A 21,254-nucleotide genomic window follows, 5' to 3' on the forward strand; every position below is an offset into this window, starting at 1 on the left:
ATTTATCCGCCATCGATCGCGGCGGGAGACAGGCGGGCCGAGAACTGCAAGCCCTCCTCAAGGGAGATACAAGCGAACCACGCCTCTTCGATCGGTTTCCAATCAGGGGAACAAGAGCCCCCTACGGCATTCACGAAAGAGGATAAGATCATGAACGAACGTTACCCACGTGGCGCGTGGCGCACCACGGGCTTCTTGAAACTTTTTGCCTTGGCGGCCCTTGCCGTCGGCCTTTCCGGCCTGACGGCGGGCGGCGTCCTGGCCGGCCCCGGTCCCGGTGAGCCGACCCTGGAGGAAGTGCGCATCGCGAACGAGCGCTTCCAGGACGTGAACGTGGCGCTTTCCGAAGGCTACATCCGCGATCCCGGCGACATCTGCGAGACCGCCGAGATGCTGGGTGAGCCAGCGGAAGCCGGCGCCATGGGCATCCACTTCTTCCGCCCGGACCTGCTGGGTCTCGACAGCGGGCCGGATTCCCGGGTCGACGGGACCGGCACCCACATGGACTTTCTCAATCCTTCGGTCCTGATCTATGAGCCGCAGGCCGACGGCTCGCTTGAACTGGTGGCGGTGGAGAACCTTGTCTTCATGAAGGGCATGAAGCAGAGCGGAATGGAGAGTATTCCCAGCTTCCACGGCGTCGCCTACGACAAGATGGTGGACGACCCGGCCACCGAGGTGGATGAAGCCCACTTCTTCGAGCCGCACTACGACCGCCATGTGTGGATCTACCGCGAGAACCCGAATGGCGTCTTCACGCCGCTCAACCCGGCTGTGACCTGTGAGCATCATCAGGGCCACGGCATGCACCAGAAGGCCAGCAGCGGCGGCTGATTGGGGTCTGAGCAAAGTAAAAGAGGGGCGGAGCGCGACTTGGCGGCTCCGCCCCTTGCTTTTTGGACTAGTAAGCAACCGTGAAGCGCCGCCCCTTGTGCCGCGCATTTTCGGCCTCGTCGATCATGGCAACGGCGAAATCCTCCATCGATATGCAGGATTCGCCGCCAGCATCGGCCAGCAGAAAATCCGAACCCAGCCGGTAGCTGCCGCTGCGCTTGCCCGGGGTCAGCATCGCCGGTGGGCAAAGATAGGAATCGTCAGGGCCCATCCGGTCCATCCAGAGAAAATACTGGGCGTTGCAGGCCCTGGCGATCGGCTCGACCGCGGGCGGTAGAAATCCGGGCGCGCTCAAAACGGTATGTCCGCTGCCGTCCGGCAGCCGCAGACTTGCCGCCCCGCCGACGATCAAGGCACGGATGCCCGCCTCCTTGGCCGCGCTCATCGCCGAGACGGTCAGCGGGCCGAGGTCTTCCTCGAAGCCCTCGCGCGGACGCAAGGCCGAGACCACAACGTCCTGCCCGGCGAGCGTCTCGCCCAAGGCCTCGCTATCCCAGACATCTGCTTTTTTACCCAGCACACCGTCGGCCAGTTTTGCGAGTTGAGCCTCGCTGCGTGCGACACCGGTAACCGTGTGACCGCGTGCCAGGGCTTCCGATACCATTCTTCCACCAACATCACCGGCGGCGCCAAGGATTGCGATTTTCATGTTTCAATCTCCAAAGGTTTGTTTCCGGGATTACACCTGGCGATGGGGAACGCCACGCGCAGACGTCCGGCCTGCTGGCTGAGCCAGACGCTTGCCAGAACGATGAGGATTCCAGCGCCCTGCAAAGGCGTCAGCGCCTCGCCCAAAATCAGCCAGCCAAGCACGACGGCCGTGGTCGGGCTGAGGAAACCCAGGGCCGAGACGGCCGCAGGTTCCAGCCGGGCGATGCCCCTGAACCAGAGGGCATAGGTGAAGGCGGCGCCGATCAGGCCCAGATAGGCCAGCCCCATAACATTGCGATCGGTGAGCGGCGGGAGGGCCGGTTCCAGTAGAAATGCCAGCGGCAGCAGAATGAATCCCCCCGCCGTCAACTGCCAGGCCGTGAAGGTCAGGAGACCGACAGGCGGCTGCCACTTGCGGCTGAGGACGGTACCCGCCGCCATTGAAACAGCGCCGCCGAGCCCCGCCGCGACACCCAGGGGATCGAGCGCGGCTTGCGGCGTCAGCAGCAAAAGCGCAACCCCGCCCAGACCGAACAGCGCCGCCAATACCGAGAGCCCGCGGATGGGCGATCCCAGCAGGCCGCGCGCCAGAAAGACCACAACCAGCGGCTGGATCGCGCCGACGGTTGCGGCAACCCCGCCCGGCAGGCGGTAGGCGGCGACGAAAAGCAGGGCCCAGAAAATTGAAAAGTTCAATGCCCCCAGGATCGCCACGCGCAGCCACCACCACCCGCTCGGCAAACGCCGAACCACCAGAAGCAGAAGCAATCCGGCGGGGAGCGCGCGCAGAAATGCCACCGTCACCGGATAGCCATCGGGCAGGAACTGAGTGGTGACGAGATAGCTGCTGCCCCAGATCGCCGGCGCCAGGGCCGTCAGCATTAGATCAAGATTTCTATTCATGACACCGGTTTTTCCCTCGCTGCGGCGCTAAAACGCCGGGTGATGGGTCAAAGGGAGATGCTCCTTTTCGATGTCAAAGAGATAACAAGCTGATTGTTTTATAATAAGTAGGTAAACTGTGGTTTCTTTATATACTATTGGTGAACAATCATGGATCACGTCACGGCTATGCGGGTCTTCCGGCGGGTGGTGGAGTTGGAGAGCTTCGTCGGCGCCGCCCGCGACCTGGGGCTGTCCAAAGCGGCCGTCAGCAAGAACGTTGCCGGGCTGGAGGCACACCTTGGCGTGCGGTTACTCGAACGCACGACAAGGCGCATGCGGACGACCGAGGCCGGTCTGGCCTATTACCAGCGCTGTCTGCGCATCCTGGCGGAGATTGAAGAGGCCGATCTTGAGGCGGCCCAGCAATCCCGGGTGCCCAAGGGGTTGCTGCGGGTCAGCGCACCCATGTCCTTCGGCCTGCTGCACCTGGCGCCGATCATCGCCGGTTTCCTTGAACGCTACCCCGAGATCGAGGTCGATCTCGACATGAACGACCGCGCGGTCAACCTGGTTGAGGAGGGGTACGACATCGCCATTCGCGGCGGCGGCACCTTCGCGGACTCGAGCCTGGTCGCACAGCGCATCATCCCGGTGGGCCGCGTGCTGTGCGCGTCACCGCGCTATCTTGCCGCCAGAGGTGTGCCTGCTGTGCCCCAGGACCTGCAGGCCCATGCCTGCCTCGTCTATAGCCTGTCCAGCTCGCCCCGCAACTGGCGCCTGATTGGACCCGAGCAAAGCATGAGCATCGCCATCAAAGGGCCCTACAGCGTCAACAACAGCATCGCCCTGCGCGAGGCGGCACTGGCAGGCGCGGGCATTGCCCTGCTACCCGCTTTCGTCATCGGCACGGAACTGGAGGACGGGCGGCTTGTCAGATTGCTGGAGGATTGGCAGCCCGAGGAACAGGCGCTCTACGCCCTCTTCGCGCAAAGGCGTTACCTGGCGCCCAAGATACGCTGCTTCATCGAATATCTTATGGAAAGGCTCCGGCCAGTCCGGTAACCGTTGCTAAGCGGCTTTCTCGGTCTCCAGGACGCCCGCGCCGGCGGCCATGCGCTTGGCGCGGAACTGCATGAAGCTGTAGACCGCTTTCGAGCAGAGGCGGACCATGCGGCTCTGGGGATCGAGGCCGGCGGCTTTGAACATCATCGCGGCGGCCCGCTCCAGATGCTGCGGGCGGTAATAGCTGTATGCCCGGCGCATGTATTCCCGGCTGGCCTTCTTGCGGTCATAGGGCTGATTCTCCGCCATGTTTGCCGCGTAGTAGGCGTAGGCCAGCTCGTCGTCCTCGGACTCGCCCGCCCGCTGTAAGGCGATCATCAGGCGCTTGGCCTTGCCGATGTCCTCTCGTTCGAGATAGCGCTTCAGGTGCAGGTAGAAGAGCTTGTAGTGGCGCAGTTCATCCGCCGCGATCCGCTTGCAGATGTCACGCAGAACCGGCTCCTGGCAGGCTGTCCCCAGCGCCGAATAGTAGGACGAGGTGCCGACCTCGACGATGCAGCGCGCAACCAACTCACCCGACCGCGATCCGCGCACGGACTCAGTCGATTCGACAGGAATCCGATAGCCGTCGACGAAGCGCTTGAACGCCGCTTCGAAGTTGAAGCTGGGATCGGCCAACTGCGCCCAACGGCCCAGTGCCTGGCCGTGCTGAACCTCTTCCTCGGCCCAGGTGCGCGCGGCCTCCTGGAACGCGTCGTCGTCTGCGAAAACGTTGCAGAGGTAATCGGCATAATCGGCGCCGTTGTACTCGACCAGCGCCGCCGCCTTGGCAACCTTCAGAATTTCCGGATCCACCTTCGAGGGATCGAAGGATTGCCAGGAAATATCGTCCAAAGTCCAGTGGCCCATGGTCTGCTCCGCTTCAAGGCTGATCGGGTTTACCGACCTATTTTGTGATTCGCTTACAAAGCTTCAAGGCATTACCTGCCTGATCGACGCGCCAATTCCGGTGGCGTGACTCCACGAACCGGAACGGCCAGCTCTTTCACTATACCATCATAGCAAGGCTCTGCGCCGCCAAGGATGTGACAAATAATTCCGGCTTTTAGCTTTGGGTGGCCGCGACCTTGGCTTCCAAAACCTTGACACGCAGCGCTGCATGATCGCGGGCTGCCTGATCCTTCGCGTCCTCCAGGTCCTCTTGCGCGTCCTTAAGGGCCTGCTGAGTGGCCGCGCGGTCGATTTCCTCGACCGCCACCGCCTCTTCGGCCAGCACCGTACAACGCTCCGGCGTTACCTCGGCAAAGCCGCCGGCAACGAAGATACGCTTCTCGATCTGGCCCTTCTGATAGATGTCGATGACACCCGGACGCACCGTCGACACCAACGGCGAGTGCCGTGGCAGCACGCCGAAGTTACCGTCTCCGCCGGGGACGACGACCATGTCGACCGCTTCTGAAATGAGCAGCCGTTCCGGAGAAACCAGCTCGAATTCAACCTGTTCGGCCATGACGCCCATCTTTCCCTATCAGACCCGTTCCAATACCAAGTTCCTGGAAGGAAACCGCCTTAAGCGGCTTCCTGCGCCAGTTTCTTGGCCTTCTCCTGCGCTTCCTCGATGGTGCCGACCATGTAGAAGGCCGCTTCGGGCAGGTGATCGTAGTCACCGTTGACGATGCCCTTGAAGCCCTTGATCGAATCTTCCAGCGACACCAGCACGCCCGGGGTTCCGGTAAAGATTTCAGCCACATGGAAGGGCTGAGACAAGAAGCGCTGGATCTTACGCGCCCGCGCCACGGTCAGCTTGTCCTCCTCGGAAAGCTCGTCCATGCCGAGAATGGCGATGATGTCCTGCAAGGCCTTGTACTGCTGCAGAATCCGCTGCACTTCGCGCGCGACGTTGTAGTGCTCCTCGCCGATGATGCGCGGGTCGAGAATGCGGCTGGTCGAATCCAGCGGATCCACGGCGGGATAGATGCCCAACTCGGCAATCGACCGCGACAACACCGTCGTTGCATCCAAGTGAGCAAAGGAGGTCGCCGGCGCCGGGTCGGTCAAGTCGTCAGCAGGCACGTAAATGGCCTGCACCGAGGTGATCGAGCCCTTCTTCGTGGAGGTGATGCGCTCCTGCAGGTTGCCCATCTCACCAGCCAGCGTGGGCTGATACCCCACGGCTGAGGGGATACGGCCAAGCAGTGCCGAAACCTCGGAACCCGCCTGCGTGAAGCGGAAGATGTTATCCACGAAGAACAACACGTCCTGGCCTTCTTCGTCGCGGAAGTATTCGGCCAGAGTGAGACCCGTCAGACCGACGCGCGCACGCGCTCCCGGCGGCTCGTTCATCTGACCGTAAACCAAGGCGGCCTTGGAGCCTTCCTCGTCCAGCTTGATAACGCCGGATTCGATCATCTCGTGGTAAAGGTCGTTACCTTCACGAGTACGCTCGCCCACACCGGCGAACACGGAATAACCGCCGTGCGCCTTTGCGATGTTGTTGATCAATTCCATGATGAGAACGGTCTTGCCCACGCCGGCGCCGCCGAACAGGCCAATCTTACCGCCACGCACATAAGGCTCCAGCAGGTCGATGACCTTAATTCCCGTCACCAGCATCTCGGCTTCGGTGGACTGATCCTCGAACTTCGGCGCTTCACGGTGAATTGCCGAGGTCTGCTTGGTCTTCAACTCACCACGCTGATCGATCGGCTCGCCGATCACGTTGATGATGCGTCCAAGCGTCTCCGGACCGACCGGCACCGTGATCGGCGCACCGGTATCGGTGACCTCCAAGCCACGGACCAGACCCTCAGTCGCGTCCATGGCGATGGTACGCACTGCACCTCCACCCAGGTGGGCCGCCACTTCCAAGACCAGACGCTTGCCATCGTTGGTGGTCTCGAGCGCGTTCATGATTGCCGGCAAATCGCCCGCGAACTGAACGTCGACCACGGGACCCATGACCTGCGTGACCTTGCCAACCAGTTTTTTCGCCATCTTTCTCTGCTCCTACGACTCTCCGAAAGCGCGCCCTAGAGCGCTTCCTTCGCGGAGATGATTTCGATCAGCTCCTTGGTGATGACTGCCTGACGGGTACGGTTGTACCGCAAGGTCAGGCTATCAATCATATCGCCCGCATTGCGGGTCGCACTATCCATCGCCGTCATGCGAGCGCCATGCTCGCTGGCGTTGTTCTCAAGCAGGGCCTTGAAGATCTGTACCGCGAGGTTGCGCGGCAACAGCTCCTTGAGAATCTGCTCTTCGTTCGGTTCGTATTCATAGACCGCGCCGCCGACTGCCGCCGCGCCGTCGCCTTGTTCGTCCGACTTGTCGTTCTCATCAGCTTCATCACCCTGGAAGGGAATGAGCTGCTGCTCGGTAACGATCTGCGTCATCGCAGACTTGAAGCGTGCATAGAAGATCGAGCAAACGTCGAACTCGCCATTCTCGAACATCTGCGTGACGCGTTCGGAGACATCGGCGACCTTGTCGAAGTTGACCATGGGACGGTTCATGTCTTCGATCGTCTCGATGATCGATTCGCCATAAACCCGGCGCAGTTGATCGCGGCCCTTGCGGCCAAGACAGAGGATCTTGACTGTCTTGCCAGCGGCCTTGAGCTTTTCGATCCGTCGCCTGGCATCGCGCACGATGGAGGTGTTGAAACCACCGCACAGACCCCGATCGGCCGTTGCCAGGATGATGAGATGCACATCGTCCTTGCCGTTTCCGGCCAGCATCGGCGGCGCGCCGGGGGTACCTTTGACGCTTTCCGCCAAGGACCCGAGCATACGCGCCATGCGTTCGGCATAGGGACGGGAGGCTTCGGCTTGTTCCTGCGCCTTACGCAGCTTAGCCGCCGCCACCATCTTCATGGCCGACGTGATCTTCTGCGTCGACTTGACGCTGGCGATCCTATTTCTGAACTCCTTGAGACTGGGCACTTTCGCCTCTCTCGGCTATTGGATCCCTGGACGCTAAATCGGTCGATTCACCGTCTCAGGCGAAAACCTTCACGAATTCCGCAAGGAAGTCCTTCAACTTACCCTCGGTCTCGTCATTTAGGTCACGGCTATCGCGGATCGACGTAAGGATGTCGGCACCCTTTTCCCGAATCTCCGCCAGGAACCGTGTCTCGAAATCGGTGATCTTTGAAAGCGGCAACTTGTCCAAGTAGCCGTTGACGCCTGCGTAGATCACGGCAACCTGCTCTTCGACCGCCAGCGGCCGGTACTGCGGCTGCTTCAACAGTTCGGTCAGGCGCGAGCCACGGGCCAGCAGACGCTGCGTCGCGGCATCGAGATCGGAGGCAAACTGCGAGAAGGCTTCCATCTCACGGTACTGGGCCAGTTCCAGCTTAATCTTGCCGGCGACCTTCTTCATCGCCTTGATCTGCGCCGAGGAACCCACGCGGCTAACCGAAAGACCGACGTTCAACGCAGGGCGAACGCCCTTGTAGAACAAATCCGTCTCCAGGAAGATCTGTCCGTCCGTGATCGAAATCACGTTGGTCGGAATGTAGGCCGACACGTCACCGGCCTGGGTTTCGATGACCGGCAGAGCCGTCAAGGAACCCGCGCCGTTCTCGTCGTTCATCTTCGCGGCGCGCTCCAGCAAACGGGAGTGCAAGTAGAAGACGTCGCCGGGGAACGCTTCGCGGCCCGGCGGGCGGCGCAGCAACAGGGACATCTGACGATAGGCGACGGCTTGCTTGGAAAGATCGTCATAAACGATAACGGCGTGCATGCCGTTATCGCGGAAGTATTCGCCCATCGCACAACCGGCATAAGGCGCCAGGAACTGTAGTGGCGCCGGATCGGATGCGGTTGCGGCAACGATGATCGAATATTCCATCGCGCCGTAATCTTCGAGCTGCTTGACCAAGTTGGCGACCGAGGAGCGCTTCTGACCGACCGCGACGTAGATGCAATAAAGCTTCTTGCTCTCGTCATCGCCCTGGTGAAGCGGCTTCTGGTTGATGAAGGTGTCGATCGCGATGGCGGTCTTGCCAGTCTGGCGGTCGCCGATGATCAGTTCGCGCTGACCGCGACCGATGGGGATAAGAGCGTCAATGGCCTTCAAGCCCGTCTGCACCGGTTCGTGCACCGACTTACGCGGGATGATACCGGGCGCCTTGACCTCAACGCGGCTGCGCTCTTCGGTCTTGATCTCGCCCTTGCCGTCAATCGGGTTGCCAAGTCCATCAACGACGCGCCCCAGCAATCCGCGGCCAACAGGCACGTCGACAATGGTACCGGTCCGCTTGACGACATCGCCTTCTTTAATGGCTTGGTCGCTGCCGAAGATGACGATACCGACATTGTCAGTCTCGAGGTTCAGGGCCATACCCTTAATGCCGCCCGGGAACTCGACGAGTTCACCAGCCTGGACATTATCGAGCCCGTAGACGCGAGCAACACCGTCACCGACGGAAAGAACCTCACCGACCTCGGCAACATCGGCCTCGGTTCCAAAGTTCTCGATCTGCTCTTTCAGAATGGAAGAAATCTCAGCGGCGCGGATGTCCATCACCCAACCCCTTTCATAGCAACCTTAAGTTTTTGGAGTTTGGTCTTCAGCGACCCGTCTATCATACGAGAGCCGACCTTAACGACAAGGCCACCGAGCAACGTGGGATCGACTGTAACGTCGACCTGCACCTTGCCACCGATGGCATCCTTCAAAGACTGAACGAGTTTATCCTTCTGGGCGTCGGATAGCGCCTGGGCCGAGGTCACCTTCGCGGTGACCTCCCCGCGGCGGCGCGCCAACTCTGCCAGATAGGCGTCGATCATTTCCCTGAGCGCAAAGAGGCGGCGGTTTCGCGCCACAACTTGCACAAAATTTTTCGTGATTTCCTGCGCCTTGGCCTTGTCGAGAAGCGCGGCCATCGCCGCTGCCTTCTGCTCGCGACCGTAGAGCGGAGAGCGTGTGAGGCGGAGCAGGTCATCGCTGCTGTCCAGAAGCACCTTCAACCCCCGCAGATCCTCTGCGACGGCATCCAGGGCCTTCTTTTCCTCGGCCAAGTCTAAAAGGGCTGCGGCATAGCGCCCCGCAAGACCGCTTTCGCTGGTGTTGTCGGCTGCCAAACTGACGTCCCCAAACAGAAACTGGCTCCGGAGTAATTCCGCGGAAAACGGAAGGTCCCCCTAAAGAGCCGTGAAACCCATAAACGACTATGCCCTGAAACCCGTACTTCCCTGGTCAGGGCGCGCGTTAGGTATCATAGCGAGCCAACCCTTGCAAGACGACTCCCACGTCTTGTTCGCACCTTTTGTCACATCCTGTCGCTCGCAACCGGCCGCTAAAGGAAGGAATAGGGATCGATGTCGACTTGCAAGCGAACCCGGTTCGGCAGCTTGATGCGCCCAAGCCAGTCCCGCAAGTAACTTTGAGGCCTTTGATCGCGCGGGGTTTTAACCAGGAAGCGGCGGCGGTGGCGGCCACGCAGTGCAGCCAGAGGGGGCGTGCTGGGGCCCAGGATCTGGATACCCTCCGCCTTCGGCGCCGCGCGCGCTAAGGCTCTGGCGACCTCTTCCACGGCCTGGAGGTCGCCGCTGGACAAAATCACAGCCGCCAGACGTCCGAAGGGCGGCATCATGAGATCACGCCTGGATTCGGCCTCAGCCGCGAAAAAGCGATCCCGATCTCCCGATACCAATGCCTCGATCACCGGGTGGTCCGGCTCATGTGTCTGAATTAACACGCGCCCAGGCTTGCTTTCCCGCCCGGCGCGGCCGGACACTTGATGCAAAAGTTGATAGGTCCGCTCCACGCCCCGCAGGTCGCCGCCGGACAAGCCCAGATCGGCGTCCACGACTCCGACCAATGTCAATTGAGGAAAATGATGACCTTTGGCGACGATCTGGGTGCCGATCAGCAGGTCGATTTCATGCTCCTGGACCCGGCGCACGAACTCCGCCGCCGCCTTGGGTCCATAGATCGTATCGCTGGACAGAACCGAACGCCGCGCCTCCGGGAAAAGATAGGCCGCCTCCTCGGCCACGCGTTCGACACCCGGTCCCCAGGCGATCAGGGAATCGGCCTCACCACAGGCCGGGCAATTTTTCGGTCTGCGCAGCGTAAAGCCGCAGTGATGACAGACAAGCCGGTCACTAAGGCGATGCTCAACGAGCAGAGCCGTGCAGTTCGGACATTCCAGCCTGTGATTGCAGGCGCGACAAAGGGTGAGCGGCGCATAGCCGCGACGGTTCAGGAAAAGCAACGCCTGCTCGCCGCGGCCAAGTGTCTCGGCCAAAGCCTGGCGCAGCGACGGCGACAGCCATCCCGCGCCCAGTTCGGGGATTCGTTCCGGCTTATCGCGGCGCAAATCCACAGCTTCCACATCCGGCAGGGACGCTCCACCATGACGCGCAGGAAGGCGCAGTTCCGCGTAGCGACCTTGCTGGACGTTGAAAACGCTTTCCAGCGACGGTGTCGCCGACACCAGGATCGCAGGGAATCGTCCAATGCTGGCGCGAACCACCGCCATGTCGCGGGCGTGGTAGGCAACGCCATCTTCCTGCTTGAAGGCTTGCTCATGTTCTTCGTCGACGACGATCAATCCCAGTTCCTTGAAGGGCAGATAAAGCGCCGAGCGCGCGCCGACGATGACCCGCGCCTCGCCGTAGGCCACCGCGCGCCAGGTATCGCGCCGCTGAGCCTGGGTCATGTCCGAGTGCCAGGTTGCGGGCGGCGCACCGAAGCGCGCTTCGAACCGCTCCAGAACCTGTACCGACAGCGCAATTTCCGGCAGCATGACCAACACTTGCCGACCGGCGGCGAGGGCCGCCGCCACGGCTTCCATGTAAACTTCGGTCTTGCCCGAACCGGTAACGCCATCGAGCAGCGACACCGAGAAGTCCTTACTGTCGACCATGGCCCGCAACGCCGCGGCTGCTTCGCCTTGCGCTTGTGAAAGAACAGGACCCTGCCGCGCCGAATCGGGCGCATCGATCTCGATTCTGCTCGGCATTTCGAGGCGCTCTAGCAATCCTGCCGCCGCCAGCCCCTTTACCACACCAGTCCCGACAGCGGCTTCGCGGGCCAACTCGGCGGCGGAACGGGCCATGCCGTCGGCGGCGATGGCCATGACACGGCGGCGCGCGGGCGTCAGCTTCACCTCACTCGCAGACGGCTGGGCAATGTCTGGCCGAACCAGACGGTAAACCGGGCGTGTCGGCGGCGGTTCCAACGCCTGGGCACTCGACAAGGCCATTTTCAGAACCGCACCCGGCGCCGTCAGCGTGTAGGCAGCAACCCAGTCGACAAAACGACGCTGATCCGGCGTCATCGGCGGCAAGTCGATTCGCGACTTGACGACCTTCAAACGCTCAACGGGCAGTTCCTCGCCATCGTCCTGATCGCTGGGGTCCCAAACGACTCCGACGCTTTCGCGCCGCCCCAAAGGCACACAGACCAAGTCACCCGGCGCCAAAGCGGTGCCTTCGGGCGCCAGATAGTCGTAAGGACCCGCCAACGGCAAGGGGAGCAAAACACGGCAACGCTGCGACCCCGCTGCCAAGGGCAGCGCTTCATCGTCGAATTTCCCGGCGGAGTCCGTGGGAAAAGTGGCATGCTGTCCGGCCATGGTTTACACTCTAGTCGAGGCGGTTGCCGAGAGCTACGTGAAGGGTTATCACCGCGCCACATGAATTCAACCCCTTGCGGCGTTGGCGGCATGAAGCGCCAAAGCCAGGGGGCAAAGCAAGCCAGGAAAGGTCGCTCAATGAAGTTTTTCATCGACACCGCGGACGTAGGCGAGATTCGCGAATTGGCGGACACGGGCCTGCTGGACGGAGTCACCACCAACCCGTCGCTGGTCGCCAAATCCGGTCGTGATTTCTTTGAGGTTCTGGAAGAGATCTGCGCCCTGGTCCCCGGACCGGTTTCCGCCGAAGTCACCGGCACCGACTCGCAAACGATGATCGCCGAAGGCCGTGCGCTGGCCAAGTTGGCGACAAATATTACGGTCAAGGTTCCCCTGACAGTCGATGGTTTGAAGGCCTGCAAGGTGCTGACCGCCGAAGGAACCATGGTCAATGTGACGCTCTGTTTCTCCGCGGCCCAGGCGCTCTTGGCCGCGAAGGCTGGTGCAACCTTCATTTCTCCCTTCATCGGTCGGTTGGATGACCTTTCGCAGGACGGCCTTGGGCTGATCGCCGATATCGTACAGATCTATGCCGCCTATCCGCAGATCGAAACGGAGGTGCTGGTCGCCTCCGTGCGGCATCCCCTGCACGTGGTGGAAGCCGCGAAGATGGGCGCACACGTAGCCACGCTACCGCCTGCGGTTCTCAAGGCGATGTTCAAGCATCCCCTGACCGACAAAGGTTTGGATGCCTTCCTAAAGGACTGGGAAAAGACCGGCCAATCGATTCTGGATCGCGCCGGCAAGGGTAAGGGAGCCAATGCCGCATAACGCAGACGACGCAACCCCGCCCCCGCGGGGCTGCAATGGAAAGATCGGCCCGGGAGATGCGTCCGGGGAACAGCCGGAGGAGCGGCTGGATTCCGCATCTGCGGACGACTCTCCCAACACGCACCTAAACGATACGACCGTTGCGGAATATCTGCGTGAACACCCGGATTTCCTGGTCCGCCATCCGGAATTGATCGAAACGCTGGTTCCGCCCGAGCGGCGCCTCGACGGGGCCGCAGGGGGCGTTGTCCTCGATCTGCATCGCTTCATGTTGGAGCGGCTGCGCGGCGAGATGCGCGGCCTGCGCGACAGCCATGATTTCCTGGTCACCACCGGCCGCAGCAACATGAGCGCCCAGGCGCGGATTCATGAGGCCGTTCTCGCTATTCTTTCGGCCCCGACCTTCGAGCGTTTGATCGAAACGGTTACCGACGATTTGGCGATCCTGCTCGATATCGATGTCGCGACGCTCTGCGTCGAGCGGCGGGCCGAGGATATCGACGCCAGCGAGTTCGAAGGCGGCGAGATCAAAGTGCGCGGTCTGCACCGGGTGGACGTGGGAACCGTGACGCGACTGCTCGGGCCAAAGCGGCGCTTGCTGCTGCGCGAAGAGATTGCGGGAGATATCGATGTCTTCGGCCCGATGGCCGGCTTGGTGCGCTCCGACGCGTTGATTCGACTTAATATTTCACCCGTCACGCCGCCTGCTTTATTGGCACTCGGCGCGCGTCAGGTCGGCGCTTTCCATCCACAGCAGGGTTCGGAATTGCTGGAGTTCCTGGCGCGCAGCCTGGAGATCACGGTTCGTGCCTGGCTTGACCTGCCGGACTGACCATGGACACCACCGCCCTCAGCTTGGCACCGGACCTGGCCAAAGCCTTTGCCGCTTGGCAGCGGTGGTTGTCGGACGAGCGGCGATTGTCGCCGCACAGCCTCGCCGCCTACCAGTCCGACCTAAGCGACTTTCTTAGTTTCGTGACCCTGCATGAGGGCGGCCCGCCCTCATTAGCGCATCTTGAATCCTTGAAAACCGTCGACTTCAGGGCCTGGCTCAGCGCAAGAGGCCGACGCGGCCTGGCCAAGAGTTCGACCGCGAGAGCACTCTCCAGTCTGCGCTCCTTCTTTAACTGGGGTAAACGGCATGGGCTGTTTGAAAACGCGGCCGTGACAGCGCTTCGGAATCCGCGTCAAAAGCAGAGCCTGCCCAAGGCCCTCACCCATAGAGAGATGCAAGACTGCCTCAAGGGGTTGTTCGAGCTAGGGGATGAGCTTTGGGTTGCCAAGAGAAACCTGGCGATATTCCTGCTCCTCTATGGCTGCGGTTTGCGAATTGGCGAGGCTCTGACCTTGACCCGGCGCGAAGCCCCCGCTGCCGGTCAAAGCGCCCTTAGGATACGTGGGAAAGGCGGGAAAGAACGCATCGTTCCCTTGTTGCCCGTTATTGGATCGGCCGTAAGTGATTATCTGGAGAGCTGCCCCTTCCAACCGTCACCGAATGAGCCCTTGTTCGTCGGCAAGCGGGGCAATGCCCTGGGCGCGCGCCGTGTTCAAGAGACCTTGGAGCGGCTACGCGGATTCCTGGGACTGCCGCCGGATGCGACGCCGCATGCCCTGCGCCACTCTTTTGCCACCCATCTGCTGGCGGGCGGTGGCGATCTTCGGACGATACAGGAGCTGTTGGGCCACAGTTCGCTTTCGACCACACAGCGCTATACCTCTGTAGATACGGAGCGCCTGTTGGACGTATATAGGAAAAGCCATCCCCGAGCGGGTCGCGTGTGACGCGCCTGCGGGAAAACTCAAAGGGAGAGCGTGATGATCCTTCGCAAACTGCTGGTTTCCGTTTTCATGGTACTGCTTGCGGCACCGGCTTGTGCTCAAAGCAGCCGAAAAGGTGACCGCGTGATCGAGAAGACTGAGTCCTCGGCTCCGAAAAGCCGTCCGCTGGAGCAAGAACCCGAAATAGCGCCGAAGAGTCGCCCGCTGGAGCAAGAACCCGAAATAGCGCCGAAAAGCCGTCCGCTGGAGCAAGATCCAGACATCGCCACCCCTGCGACCCGAGGCGGCAGCGGGAACAACGGCGGGACTACCGATGCGGTTGGAACTGCCGCCGGTATCCTGCTTAGCACCCAGGAGCGCAGCATTCTCTATGACATCTTCGGCGGCGGCCGTGATGTGAAAGGATTCAAGAAGCCAAAGCCGATCCCGCCCGGCATTCGCAAGAAAATCGCGCGAGGCGGCGCGATTCCGCCAGGAATTGCCATGACCCGGTTGCCCGACTCGGCGCTATCGCGCCTTCCACGGCGACAAAACCAAGAGTATGTGGCCATCGGGAGCGATATCGTCCTGATTGACCGCAGCACCCAAGTCATTGTCGATGTCGTAGAGGAAATTCTGCGTTAACGCGGCGCCGGACGAAGCAAGCGGGCCGTCAAGACCAGCGCCAGGATTCCAAGCAGGGGTCCCAATGCCAGACTGCTAAAGGCAAGGCCCCAAGCCCAGGTGGGCTCATCCCAAAGGGCGCCCCAGTCCAGCATCAATCCAAACACCAATGGGCTGACCGAGCCTGCGGCGAATCCCATCAAGCTGTGGAATGCCATGGTCGCGCCTTTCCGACCAGGGTCCGCGCATTCGACGACACCGGCCGTCAAGGCGCCGGAATCGACATTCAGGAGGAATACGTAAAGCCCGAGAATCGGCAGTAGAAGCATTGGACTGCTGCCCACCAGGTATCCAACCAACAGGGACAACGCCGCCGCCGCACCCATGGCGCCGATGATGACGCGCCGGCGGCCAAAGCGCAGAGCCAGTTCGTTCCCTAAAAAAGAGGCCGGCAGACCCAGCATGAAGAGCAAGGTCGCCAGTCGCGTCGCCGACCAACCCTCGCCTGCGAGGTCCTGAAAAGCCACGGCTGCGACCAGAAAAGCGACCAGCCAACTGCGCACACCAAACAGCTCCCAAACATGCCCGCCATATCCCAGGATGTATCCGAAGGCCGGGCGGTTCCCGACCAACGGTCTGGGATCCAGAAGCTTGGCCAAGGGCACGATCGCAGCTAGTTTTTCCCGCTTGATCGGCCTGATTAGCAAACCGACCATCAGGCAAGCCGACAGGCAGGCCGCGCCAGCCAGATAGAAAGCGCTCTGCCACCCCCCGAAGCGAGCGGCTTCTCCGGCCAACAGGACCGAAAGCGCCGTCCCGATTGCGAAGTGCGCTGTGTAGATCGAGATCGACCGGGACGCCTTGGGTCCGGTTACCCGATCGCTCAACAAACGCAGGCCGACCATGTAGGTGCCGGCCAGCCCGATTCCCCCGAGGGCCCGCAGTCCGAGCGCGCTCCAAAATCCTTCGGCCAGGAAGCCAAAACCGAAGTGACTGAGTGCGCCGACCGCGGAGGCGAAAAGATAGATGCGGCGAGCGTCCAATCGATCGGTCAGGCTCACCAGCAACGGAACGGCTGAAATGTAGCCCACGTGGTAAATGCCGCTGATCCAACCGGCCTCGCTGTTGGTCAGACTCCAGAGTGACCTGAACTCGGGCAAGAGCGCCGGAAAGCTTGCGCTGCCGATCAGGTTGAGCACCTCGGCCATGGTCAGGACAAACGTTAGTGCAAGGGACGAGCGAACGAGCGGGAAGCCTCTTGATCGAACCATAACCTTCGCCGCCAAAGGCGGATCACATATGGAGAGGTCGCTTGTGGACCGCCAGGGCCGCCTCCTTGACCGCCTCGTTCAAGGTCGGATGGCCGTGGAAAGCCCGCGCCACGTCCTCTGCGGATCCGCCAAATTCCATGGCCATAACCAGTTCGTGGATCAGACTACCGGCATCCGGCCCGATGATATGGGCTCCCAGGACCCGGTCCGTCCGTTCATCGGCTAGAATCTTCACGAAGCCGTCGGTTGCGTTCATGGCCCGCGCGCGGCCATTGGCGGCAAAGGGGAACTTGCCGGACCGATACTTGACGCCAGCTTCCTTCAATTGCTCCTCGGTCTTACCGACCGAGGCAACTTCGGGCCAAGTGTAGACGATGCCCGGCACCGTGTCGTAGTTCACGTGCCCAGGCCCGCCTGCCAGCATTTCCGCCAAGGCCACGCCCTCTTCCTCGGCCTTGTGCGCCAGCATCGGGCCGGCGATCACATCACCGATGGCATAGATACTCTCGACGTTGGTACGCCAATGCGCATCGGTTTTGATGCGGCCCCGGTCATCGAGTTCGACACCAACTGAATCCAGGCCCAACCCATCGACATAGGGCCTGCGCCCGATGGCGACCAGAACGATCTCCGCCTTGATTTGCTCCGCGGCGCCGCCCTTCGCCGGCTCGACCGTCAGGGTCACGCCGGATTTCGCCTGCTTGGCGGCCGTGACCTTTGTACCAAGCTTGAAAGCCATCCCTTGCTTCTTGAGCACTTGCTGGAAGGTCTTGGCAACCTCGGCGTCCATACCTGGGACCAATCTGTCCAAGTATTCCACCACGGTAACCTGCGTCCCGAGGCGCTGCCAAACCGATCCCATCTCCAGGCCAATATACCCGCCGCCGATCACAACCATGGTTTTGGGAACGGACTCCAACTCCAAGGCACCGGTCGAAGAGACGATCTGCTTTTCATCGACCTTCACGCCCGGCAGATCGACATGGGTCGAACCCGTCGCAATGGCGATATTCTTCGCCTGAATCTTCTCCTTGCCGTCGATGGTGACCTCGTTCTTGCCGGTGACCTGGCCGCTGCCCTTCAGCCAATCGATCTTGTTCTTCTTGAACAGGAACTCGACACCCTTGACGTTGGCCTCAACGACCTTGTCCTTGTGAGTCATCATACCGTTCAGATCGAGTGAAACCTTGCCCGTCTTGACGCCGAAGGATGCCAGAGCATGCGCCGCCTCCTCGTACTTCTCGGACGCCTGCAGCAAGGCCTTGGAAGGGATACATCCGATGTTGAGACAGGTGCCGCCCAGCGTCGCGCGCTTTTCCACGCAAGCCACCTTCAAACCCAGTTGCGCAGCGCGGATCGCAGCCACATATCCGCCGGGTCCACCACCGATCACCACAAGGTCGTAACTCTTATCGCTCATCCCAGAAAGCTCCTTGGCGCTGTGCCTCAGTCAAAGGTGCCTAAATCGGAAACCCCTTCGGACGCCTCATGGCATAAAGGGCGGCAATCCTTGGAGGCCAGTTGCCCCGCACCTTGCCGCAAAGCCCGGAAGGAGACAAGGTGAAGCCAGCGCGCAATACGCGATTGAAAAGGAAAATCGTCATGTCGATCGCCAACATCATGGTCTATGGACAAAAACTGCCCGCCGTCGAAGAAAGCCGCCCGGATGCGACCAAGATAATCGCCGGTGATCCGCTGCAACGCACCTGGAACTACTATGAAAGCAGCGATGGAAAGCTCTATTCCGGAATCTGGGAGGCCGAGCCTGGAACCTGGCGGATCAACTACGACGAGGCTGAGTATTGTATCATTCTGGAAGGTCAGTCACGCCTGACCGATGAGCACGGCGCTATGCTGGAACTCAAACCAGGCAGCGCAATCTTCATTCCACCCGGGTTCAAGGGCACCTGGGAAGTCGTCACGCGAACGCGCAAGCATTATGTGATTTATCTCTGACGTAAGGGCGGCAGGGCGACAGGCAAAGAAAAAGGGCGCCGCAAGCGACGCCCTTTAACTTTTCGATCCAAAAAGCCTCAGACGGCCTTCAGGTTCTCCGCGGAGGACTTACCGCGGCGCGGGTCCGTCTTCTCCTCGTAAGAAATCTGCTGACCTTCGTTCAGGCCGCTCAGACCGGCGCGCTCGACGGCGGAAATGTGGACGAAAACGTCCGCGCCGCCTGCGTCAGGCTGAATGAAACCAAAACCCTTGGTGCTGTTGAACCATTTGACCGTGCCCGTTGGCATCGCTGTCCTCCTAATGGTGATTCGCTCATGCATCCCATATGCTTGAGCATTAACATGTCTAGGAATTGCAGCGATCTCTCGGCCCAAGCGGGCATAACAAGTCGGCAGTTCAAAGTCCTATGACGGCCCGAAACATAAGCGAATTGTCGCAGAAAGCAAGCGAAAAGACGCATGGATCGGGTCTTGGGACCCGGTGCAGCCGGCTCTCAAGTCGCCAAACACAAAGTTGCATTGCCGTTTATCTGGTCTTGATCGAAAGCTGATTCGATTAGCGGAACCGGGAACTGGGCGGCGTGGTCGGCGGCACAGATGCCTGCTCGGATCGCTGCGGCTGCCTTACCTTGGAGCCTGTTGTCTGGTCCAGATCGTCGAAAATTCCGATGATCTGGTTTTTGTTGACACAGAAAATGGCGCTGGCTTCATCCTCAAAGGGAATAAAGTCACGTTCATCGTTCAACATGTCGATAACCCGCTCGTCTGCATCGAGGAAAATGCGGCCCTTTATGACCGAACCGTCGCTGACCTTCAGCCGAACGATGCGTGAATTCTTATTGACCCTACGGTCATTGCTGCCTTCTGACATTTCCACCCTCCCAAACGTCCGGACGTTGCCGCACATCCGTTTTACGTATCGATTTTCATTCAATTACGTTAGGCCAAAAAAAGCAAACGCTCGGTCGGCTATATCAGTCGACCTCGACAGCCCATCAACTTCTCGCCGGTCGTGACCCCCTACAGGTCCAGCAACAGGCGCTGGGGATCTTCCAGGGCTTCCTTGACCTTGACCAGGAAGGTCACGGCCTCGCGGCCGTCGATCATCCGGTGATCGTAGGAATGGGCGAGGTACATCATCGGCCGCACCACGACCTCGCCGTTGACCGCCATCGGCCGCTCCTGAATTTTGTGCATGCCGAGAATACCCGATTGCGGGCGGTTCAAGATCGGCGTCGACAAAAGCGACCCGAAAGTGCCGCCGTTGGTGATGGTGAAGGTGCCGCCCTGCATTTCGTCCATGCTGAGCTTACCGTCGCGCGCCCGCTTGCCGAGATCGGCAATACCCGCTTCCACGCCCGCGAAGGACAGACTGTCGGCATCACGCAGTACCGGAACCATCAGGCCGTTCGGAGTCGAGACCGCAACGCCGATATCGTAGTAGTTGTTGTAGACCATCTCTTCACCGTCGATCTGCGCATTGACCGAGGGAATGTCCTTGAGCGCCGCGACAACCGCCTTCACGAAGAACGACATGAATCCGAGCTTCACGCCGTGTTTTTTCTCGAAGGCTTCCTTGTGTTGCGCGCGAAGGGCCATGATCGCGCCCATGTCCGCTTCGTTGAAAGTCGTCAGAATCGCCGCTGTGTTCTGTGCTTCCTTCAAGCGCCGGGCGATGGTCTGGCGCAACTTGGGCATGCGCACCCGCTCCTGCCTGGACTCTGCCGCTCTGGCGGCCGGAGCCGGCGCGGGTGCAGCGGCTGCAGCCGCCGCCGGAACCTCGGGCGCCGTCTGAACGGGAGCTTGCGCCGGCTGCTTGCCATCCAGGAAATCCTGCACGTCTTCCTTGGTGATCCGGCCCTGCGGCCCTGTACCCTGAATGCGGTTGGGATCCAGCCCCTTTTCCGCGATCAGGTTGGCAACTGCCGGCGACAGCGTCATCGCACTGGGAGGCGTGGTTTCTTCAAAGTAGCGGATAAGAGCTTCCTTGGTGATCTTGCCACCACCCGCCAACGCGGCGGGGTCAAGCGATTTGGACTTTGCGGGCGCTGCGGTCCCAGAGGAGTCGGCCTTGGAGTCCGCCTTGGAATCCGCCTTGGGCTCGGCCTGCGCCGCTTTCGCAGCCGCCGGCGCTTCGCTTTTACCCGGCGCGGCACCGGCGGAGATGGAGGCCAACAAAGCGCCGACCTCAACCGTATCGCCTTCCTTTGCCTTTATGGCGCTCAGGACACCGGCCTGGGGAGCGTTGACCTCCAGGGTCACCTTATCGGTTTCCAGTTCGACCAGGGCCTCGTCCGCGGCAACTGCCTCGCCTTCGGCTTTCAGCCACTTGGCAATGGTCGCTTCGGTAACAGACTCACCCAAGGTTGGGACCGTAACCTCCACGGTCTCGCCAGACACGGCCGGCGCCGCGGCAACCGGGACGGAGGCAGACTCTTCCTTGGCCGGGTCGGCCTCCTTCTTCGCAGGTGCGGGGGCCTTGTCCTGCGCAGCGGCCTTCTTTGGCGTCGCGGCGCTTGCATTTTCGTCGATCCTGCCCAGAAGTGCCCCCACTTCGACGTTCGCGCCCTCTTCGGCGAGAATTTCGGCCAGGACACCCGCTGCTGGTGCGTTGACCTCAAGTGTTACCTTGTCGGTCTCCAGCTCCACGATCGGCTCGTCGGCGGCGACCGCATCGCCTGGCTTCTTCAGCCATTGTGCAATTGTCGCCTCACTCACGGACTCGCCCAATGTGGGCACCTTGATCTCACTGGCCATGCCTATGTCTCGTCTCTCTTTTCAGTTCGAGGGGGTCGC

At 61.1% G+C, this 21,254-nt stretch carries 21 protein-coding genes; 7 read left to right on the forward strand and 14 right to left on the reverse strand.

All coding sequences use genetic code 11. The features are described from left to right. The first annotated feature begins 150 nt into the window (after nucleotides 1-150). The gene (locus ABIE63_RS14310) at nucleotides 151-834 is read left to right on the forward strand and encodes a hypothetical protein (protein WP_221205905.1); all 684 of its coding nucleotides are present in this window, start codon (nucleotides 151-153) and stop codon (nucleotides 832-834) included. A 67-nt stretch (nucleotides 835-901) separates the two neighbouring features. Here ABIE63_RS14310 and ABIE63_RS14315 read toward each other — a convergent pair whose 3' ends face one another. Continuing rightward, nucleotides 902-1,543 (reverse strand): NAD(P)H-binding protein, encoded by a 642-nt coding sequence (locus tag ABIE63_RS14315; RefSeq protein WP_354505208.1) that lies wholly within the window; start codon nucleotides 1,541-1,543, stop codon nucleotides 902-904. Continuing rightward, complete coding sequence (locus ABIE63_RS14320) at nucleotides 1,540-2,448, reverse strand: EamA family transporter (RefSeq protein ID WP_354505210.1); 909 nt, start codon at nucleotides 2,446-2,448, stop codon at nucleotides 1,540-1,542. Before ABIE63_RS14320 ends, ABIE63_RS14315 begins: the two co-directional genes overlap by 4 nt. Nucleotides 2,449-2,598: 150 nt before the next feature. On the opposite strand from ABIE63_RS14320, the gene ABIE63_RS14325 reads away from it, so the two are divergent. Further along, nucleotides 2,599-3,492: a LysR substrate-binding domain-containing protein gene (locus ABIE63_RS14325; protein ID WP_354505212.1), complete on the forward strand. Its 894-nt coding sequence runs from the start codon at nucleotides 2,599-2,601 to the stop codon at nucleotides 3,490-3,492. Between the two features lie 6 nt (nucleotides 3,493-3,498). Here the strand turns inward: ABIE63_RS14325 and ABIE63_RS14330 are convergent, their stop codons facing one another. From ABIE63_RS14330 to ABIE63_RS14360, 7 genes are all read right to left on the reverse strand, one after another. After that, nucleotides 3,499-4,341 carry a ferritin-like domain-containing protein gene (locus ABIE63_RS14330; protein WP_354505214.1) on the reverse strand — a complete coding sequence of 281 codons (843 nt, stop codon included), beginning with the start codon at nucleotides 4,339-4,341 and terminating at the stop codon, nucleotides 3,499-3,501. Nucleotides 4,342-4,537: 196 nt separating this feature from the next. Next, complete coding sequence (locus ABIE63_RS14335) at nucleotides 4,538-4,942, reverse strand: F0F1 ATP synthase subunit epsilon (protein ID WP_183417247.1); 405 nt, start codon at nucleotides 4,940-4,942, stop codon at nucleotides 4,538-4,540. Nucleotides 4,943-5,001: 59 nt separating this feature from the next. Beyond that, complete coding sequence (gene atpD / locus ABIE63_RS14340; RefSeq protein ID WP_183417248.1) at nucleotides 5,002-6,426, reverse strand: F0F1 ATP synthase subunit beta; 1,425 nt, start codon at nucleotides 6,424-6,426, stop codon at nucleotides 5,002-5,004. Nucleotides 6,427-6,461: 35 nt separating this feature from the next. Beyond that, nucleotides 6,462-7,373, reverse strand: a complete 912-nt coding sequence (locus tag ABIE63_RS14345) for a F0F1 ATP synthase subunit gamma (protein ID WP_354505217.1) — start codon at nucleotides 7,371-7,373, stop codon at nucleotides 6,462-6,464. A 55-nt stretch (nucleotides 7,374-7,428) separates the two neighbouring features. Continuing rightward, nucleotides 7,429-8,958, reverse strand: a complete 1,530-nt coding sequence (gene atpA / locus ABIE63_RS14350; RefSeq protein WP_354505219.1) for a F0F1 ATP synthase subunit alpha — start codon at nucleotides 8,956-8,958, stop codon at nucleotides 7,429-7,431. Next, nucleotides 8,958-9,518 (reverse strand): F0F1 ATP synthase subunit delta, encoded by a 561-nt coding sequence (locus ABIE63_RS14355; RefSeq protein WP_183417251.1) that lies wholly within the window; start codon nucleotides 9,516-9,518, stop codon nucleotides 8,958-8,960. The genes atpA and ABIE63_RS14355 overlap by 1 nt, the downstream gene beginning before the upstream one ends. Before the next feature lie 215 nt (nucleotides 9,519-9,733). Then, nucleotides 9,734-12,019, reverse strand: a complete 2,286-nt coding sequence (locus ABIE63_RS14360) for a primosomal protein N' (RefSeq protein WP_354505221.1) — start codon at nucleotides 12,017-12,019, stop codon at nucleotides 9,734-9,736. 138 nt (nucleotides 12,020-12,157) lie between these two features. Between ABIE63_RS14360 and fsa the strand changes: the two genes are divergently transcribed. From fsa to ABIE63_RS14380, 4 genes are read left to right on the forward strand one after another with little or no spacing between them, the layout of a single operon-like run. Further along, nucleotides 12,158-12,850, forward strand: coding sequence for a fructose-6-phosphate aldolase (fsa, locus tag ABIE63_RS14365; RefSeq protein WP_354505223.1), 693 nt, complete (start codon nucleotides 12,158-12,160; stop codon nucleotides 12,848-12,850). Then, on the forward strand, nucleotides 12,840-13,682 hold the full coding sequence (locus tag ABIE63_RS14370; RefSeq protein ID WP_354505225.1) for a DUF484 family protein: 843 nt from the start codon (nucleotides 12,840-12,842) through the stop codon (nucleotides 13,680-13,682). The genes fsa and ABIE63_RS14370 overlap by 11 nt, the downstream gene beginning before the upstream one ends. A 2-nt stretch (nucleotides 13,683-13,684) precedes the next feature. After that, complete coding sequence (locus ABIE63_RS14375) at nucleotides 13,685-14,632, forward strand: tyrosine recombinase XerC (protein WP_354505227.1); 948 nt, start codon at nucleotides 13,685-13,687, stop codon at nucleotides 14,630-14,632. A gap of 33 nt (nucleotides 14,633-14,665) precedes the next feature. Continuing rightward, on the forward strand, nucleotides 14,666-15,253 hold the full coding sequence (locus tag ABIE63_RS14380) for a hypothetical protein (RefSeq protein WP_354505229.1): 588 nt from the start codon (nucleotides 14,666-14,668) through the stop codon (nucleotides 15,251-15,253). Here the strand turns inward: ABIE63_RS14380 and ABIE63_RS14385 are convergent. Both ABIE63_RS14385 and lpdA read right to left on the reverse strand, forming a co-directional pair. Continuing rightward, nucleotides 15,250-16,503 (reverse strand): MFS transporter, encoded by a 1,254-nt coding sequence (locus tag ABIE63_RS14385; RefSeq protein ID WP_354505231.1) that lies wholly within the window; start codon nucleotides 16,501-16,503, stop codon nucleotides 15,250-15,252. The genes ABIE63_RS14380 and ABIE63_RS14385 overlap by 4 nt on opposite strands. Nucleotides 16,504-16,525: 22 nt before the next feature. Beyond that, nucleotides 16,526-17,923, reverse strand: a complete 1,398-nt coding sequence (lpdA, locus tag ABIE63_RS14390; protein WP_354505233.1) for a dihydrolipoyl dehydrogenase — start codon at nucleotides 17,921-17,923, stop codon at nucleotides 16,526-16,528. A 182-nt stretch (nucleotides 17,924-18,105) separates the two neighbouring features. Between lpdA and ABIE63_RS14395 the strand changes: the two genes are divergently transcribed. Next, nucleotides 18,106-18,459, forward strand: coding sequence for a cupin domain-containing protein (locus ABIE63_RS14395; protein WP_354505235.1), 354 nt, complete (start codon nucleotides 18,106-18,108; stop codon nucleotides 18,457-18,459). A gap of 77 nt (nucleotides 18,460-18,536) precedes the next feature. Here ABIE63_RS14395 and ABIE63_RS14400 read toward each other — a convergent pair whose 3' ends face one another. From ABIE63_RS14400 to odhB, 3 genes are all read right to left on the reverse strand, one after another. After that, entirely contained in the window at nucleotides 18,537-18,746 is a 210-nt protein-coding gene (locus ABIE63_RS14400) for a cold-shock protein (protein WP_183417258.1), read from the reverse strand. 268 nt (nucleotides 18,747-19,014) lie between these two features. After that, a complete protein-coding gene (locus tag ABIE63_RS14405) occupies nucleotides 19,015-19,329 on the reverse strand; it encodes a hypothetical protein (protein WP_183417259.1) in 315 nt (104 codons plus the stop codon). Nucleotides 19,330-19,478: 149 nt separating this feature from the next. Further along, nucleotides 19,479-21,215 carry a 2-oxoglutarate dehydrogenase complex dihydrolipoyllysine-residue succinyltransferase gene (odhB, locus tag ABIE63_RS14410; RefSeq protein ID WP_354505238.1) on the reverse strand — a complete coding sequence of 579 codons (1,737 nt, stop codon included), beginning with the start codon at nucleotides 21,213-21,215 and terminating at the stop codon, nucleotides 19,479-19,481. Nucleotides 21,216-21,254: the final 39 nt, after the last annotated feature.

The sequence above is a fragment of the Limibacillus sp. MBR-115 genome (assembly GCF_040549425.1).
Taxonomy (GTDB): domain Bacteria; phylum Pseudomonadota; class Alphaproteobacteria; order Kiloniellales; family CECT-8803; genus Limibacillus; species Limibacillus halophilus.

Excerpts from the sequence above, each read along its gene's own strand:
- ABIE63_RS14310 (WP_221205905.1), top strand. The coding sequence starts at position 151 with ATGAACGAACGTTACCCACGTGGCGCGTGGCGCACCACGGGCTTCTTG.
- ABIE63_RS14315 (WP_354505208.1), bottom strand. The coding sequence starts at position 1,543 with ATGAAAATCGCAATCCTTGGCGCCGCCGGTGATGTTGGTGGAAGAATG.
- ABIE63_RS14320 (WP_354505210.1), bottom strand. The coding sequence starts at position 2,448 with ATGAATAGAAATCTTGATCTAATGCTGACGGCCCTGGCGCCGGCGATC.
- ABIE63_RS14325 (WP_354505212.1), top strand. The coding sequence starts at position 2,599 with ATGGATCACGTCACGGCTATGCGGGTCTTCCGGCGGGTGGTGGAGTTG.
- ABIE63_RS14330 (WP_354505214.1), bottom strand. The coding sequence starts at position 4,341 with ATGGGCCACTGGACTTTGGACGATATTTCCTGGCAATCCTTCGATCCC.
- ABIE63_RS14335 (WP_183417247.1), bottom strand. The coding sequence starts at position 4,942 with ATGGCCGAACAGGTTGAATTCGAGCTGGTTTCTCCGGAACGGCTGCTC.
- atpD (WP_183417248.1), bottom strand. The coding sequence starts at position 6,426 with ATGGCGAAAAAACTGGTTGGCAAGGTCACGCAGGTCATGGGTCCCGTG.
- atpA (WP_354505219.1), bottom strand. The coding sequence starts at position 8,958 with ATGGACATCCGCGCCGCTGAGATTTCTTCCATTCTGAAAGAGCAGATC.
- ABIE63_RS14360 (WP_354505221.1), bottom strand. The coding sequence starts at position 12,019 with ATGGCCGGACAGCATGCCACTTTTCCCACGGACTCCGCCGGGAAATTC.
- fsa (WP_354505223.1), top strand. The coding sequence starts at position 12,158 with ATGAAGTTTTTCATCGACACCGCGGACGTAGGCGAGATTCGCGAATTG.
- ABIE63_RS14370 (WP_354505225.1), top strand. The coding sequence starts at position 12,840 with ATGCCGCATAACGCAGACGACGCAACCCCGCCCCCGCGGGGCTGCAAT.
- ABIE63_RS14375 (WP_354505227.1), top strand. The coding sequence starts at position 13,685 with ATGGACACCACCGCCCTCAGCTTGGCACCGGACCTGGCCAAAGCCTTT.
- ABIE63_RS14380 (WP_354505229.1), top strand. The coding sequence starts at position 14,666 with ATGATCCTTCGCAAACTGCTGGTTTCCGTTTTCATGGTACTGCTTGCG.
- ABIE63_RS14385 (WP_354505231.1), bottom strand. The coding sequence starts at position 16,503 with ATGGTTCGATCAAGAGGCTTCCCGCTCGTTCGCTCGTCCCTTGCACTA.
- lpdA (WP_354505233.1), bottom strand. The coding sequence starts at position 17,923 with ATGAGCGATAAGAGTTACGACCTTGTGGTGATCGGTGGTGGACCCGGC.
- ABIE63_RS14395 (WP_354505235.1), top strand. The coding sequence starts at position 18,106 with ATGTCGATCGCCAACATCATGGTCTATGGACAAAAACTGCCCGCCGTC.
- ABIE63_RS14400 (WP_183417258.1), bottom strand. The coding sequence starts at position 18,746 with ATGCCAACGGGCACGGTCAAATGGTTCAACAGCACCAAGGGTTTTGGT.
- ABIE63_RS14405 (WP_183417259.1), bottom strand. The coding sequence starts at position 19,329 with ATGTCAGAAGGCAGCAATGACCGTAGGGTCAATAAGAATTCACGCATC.
- odhB (WP_354505238.1), bottom strand. The coding sequence starts at position 21,215 with ATGGCCAGTGAGATCAAGGTGCCCACATTGGGCGAGTCCGTGAGTGAG.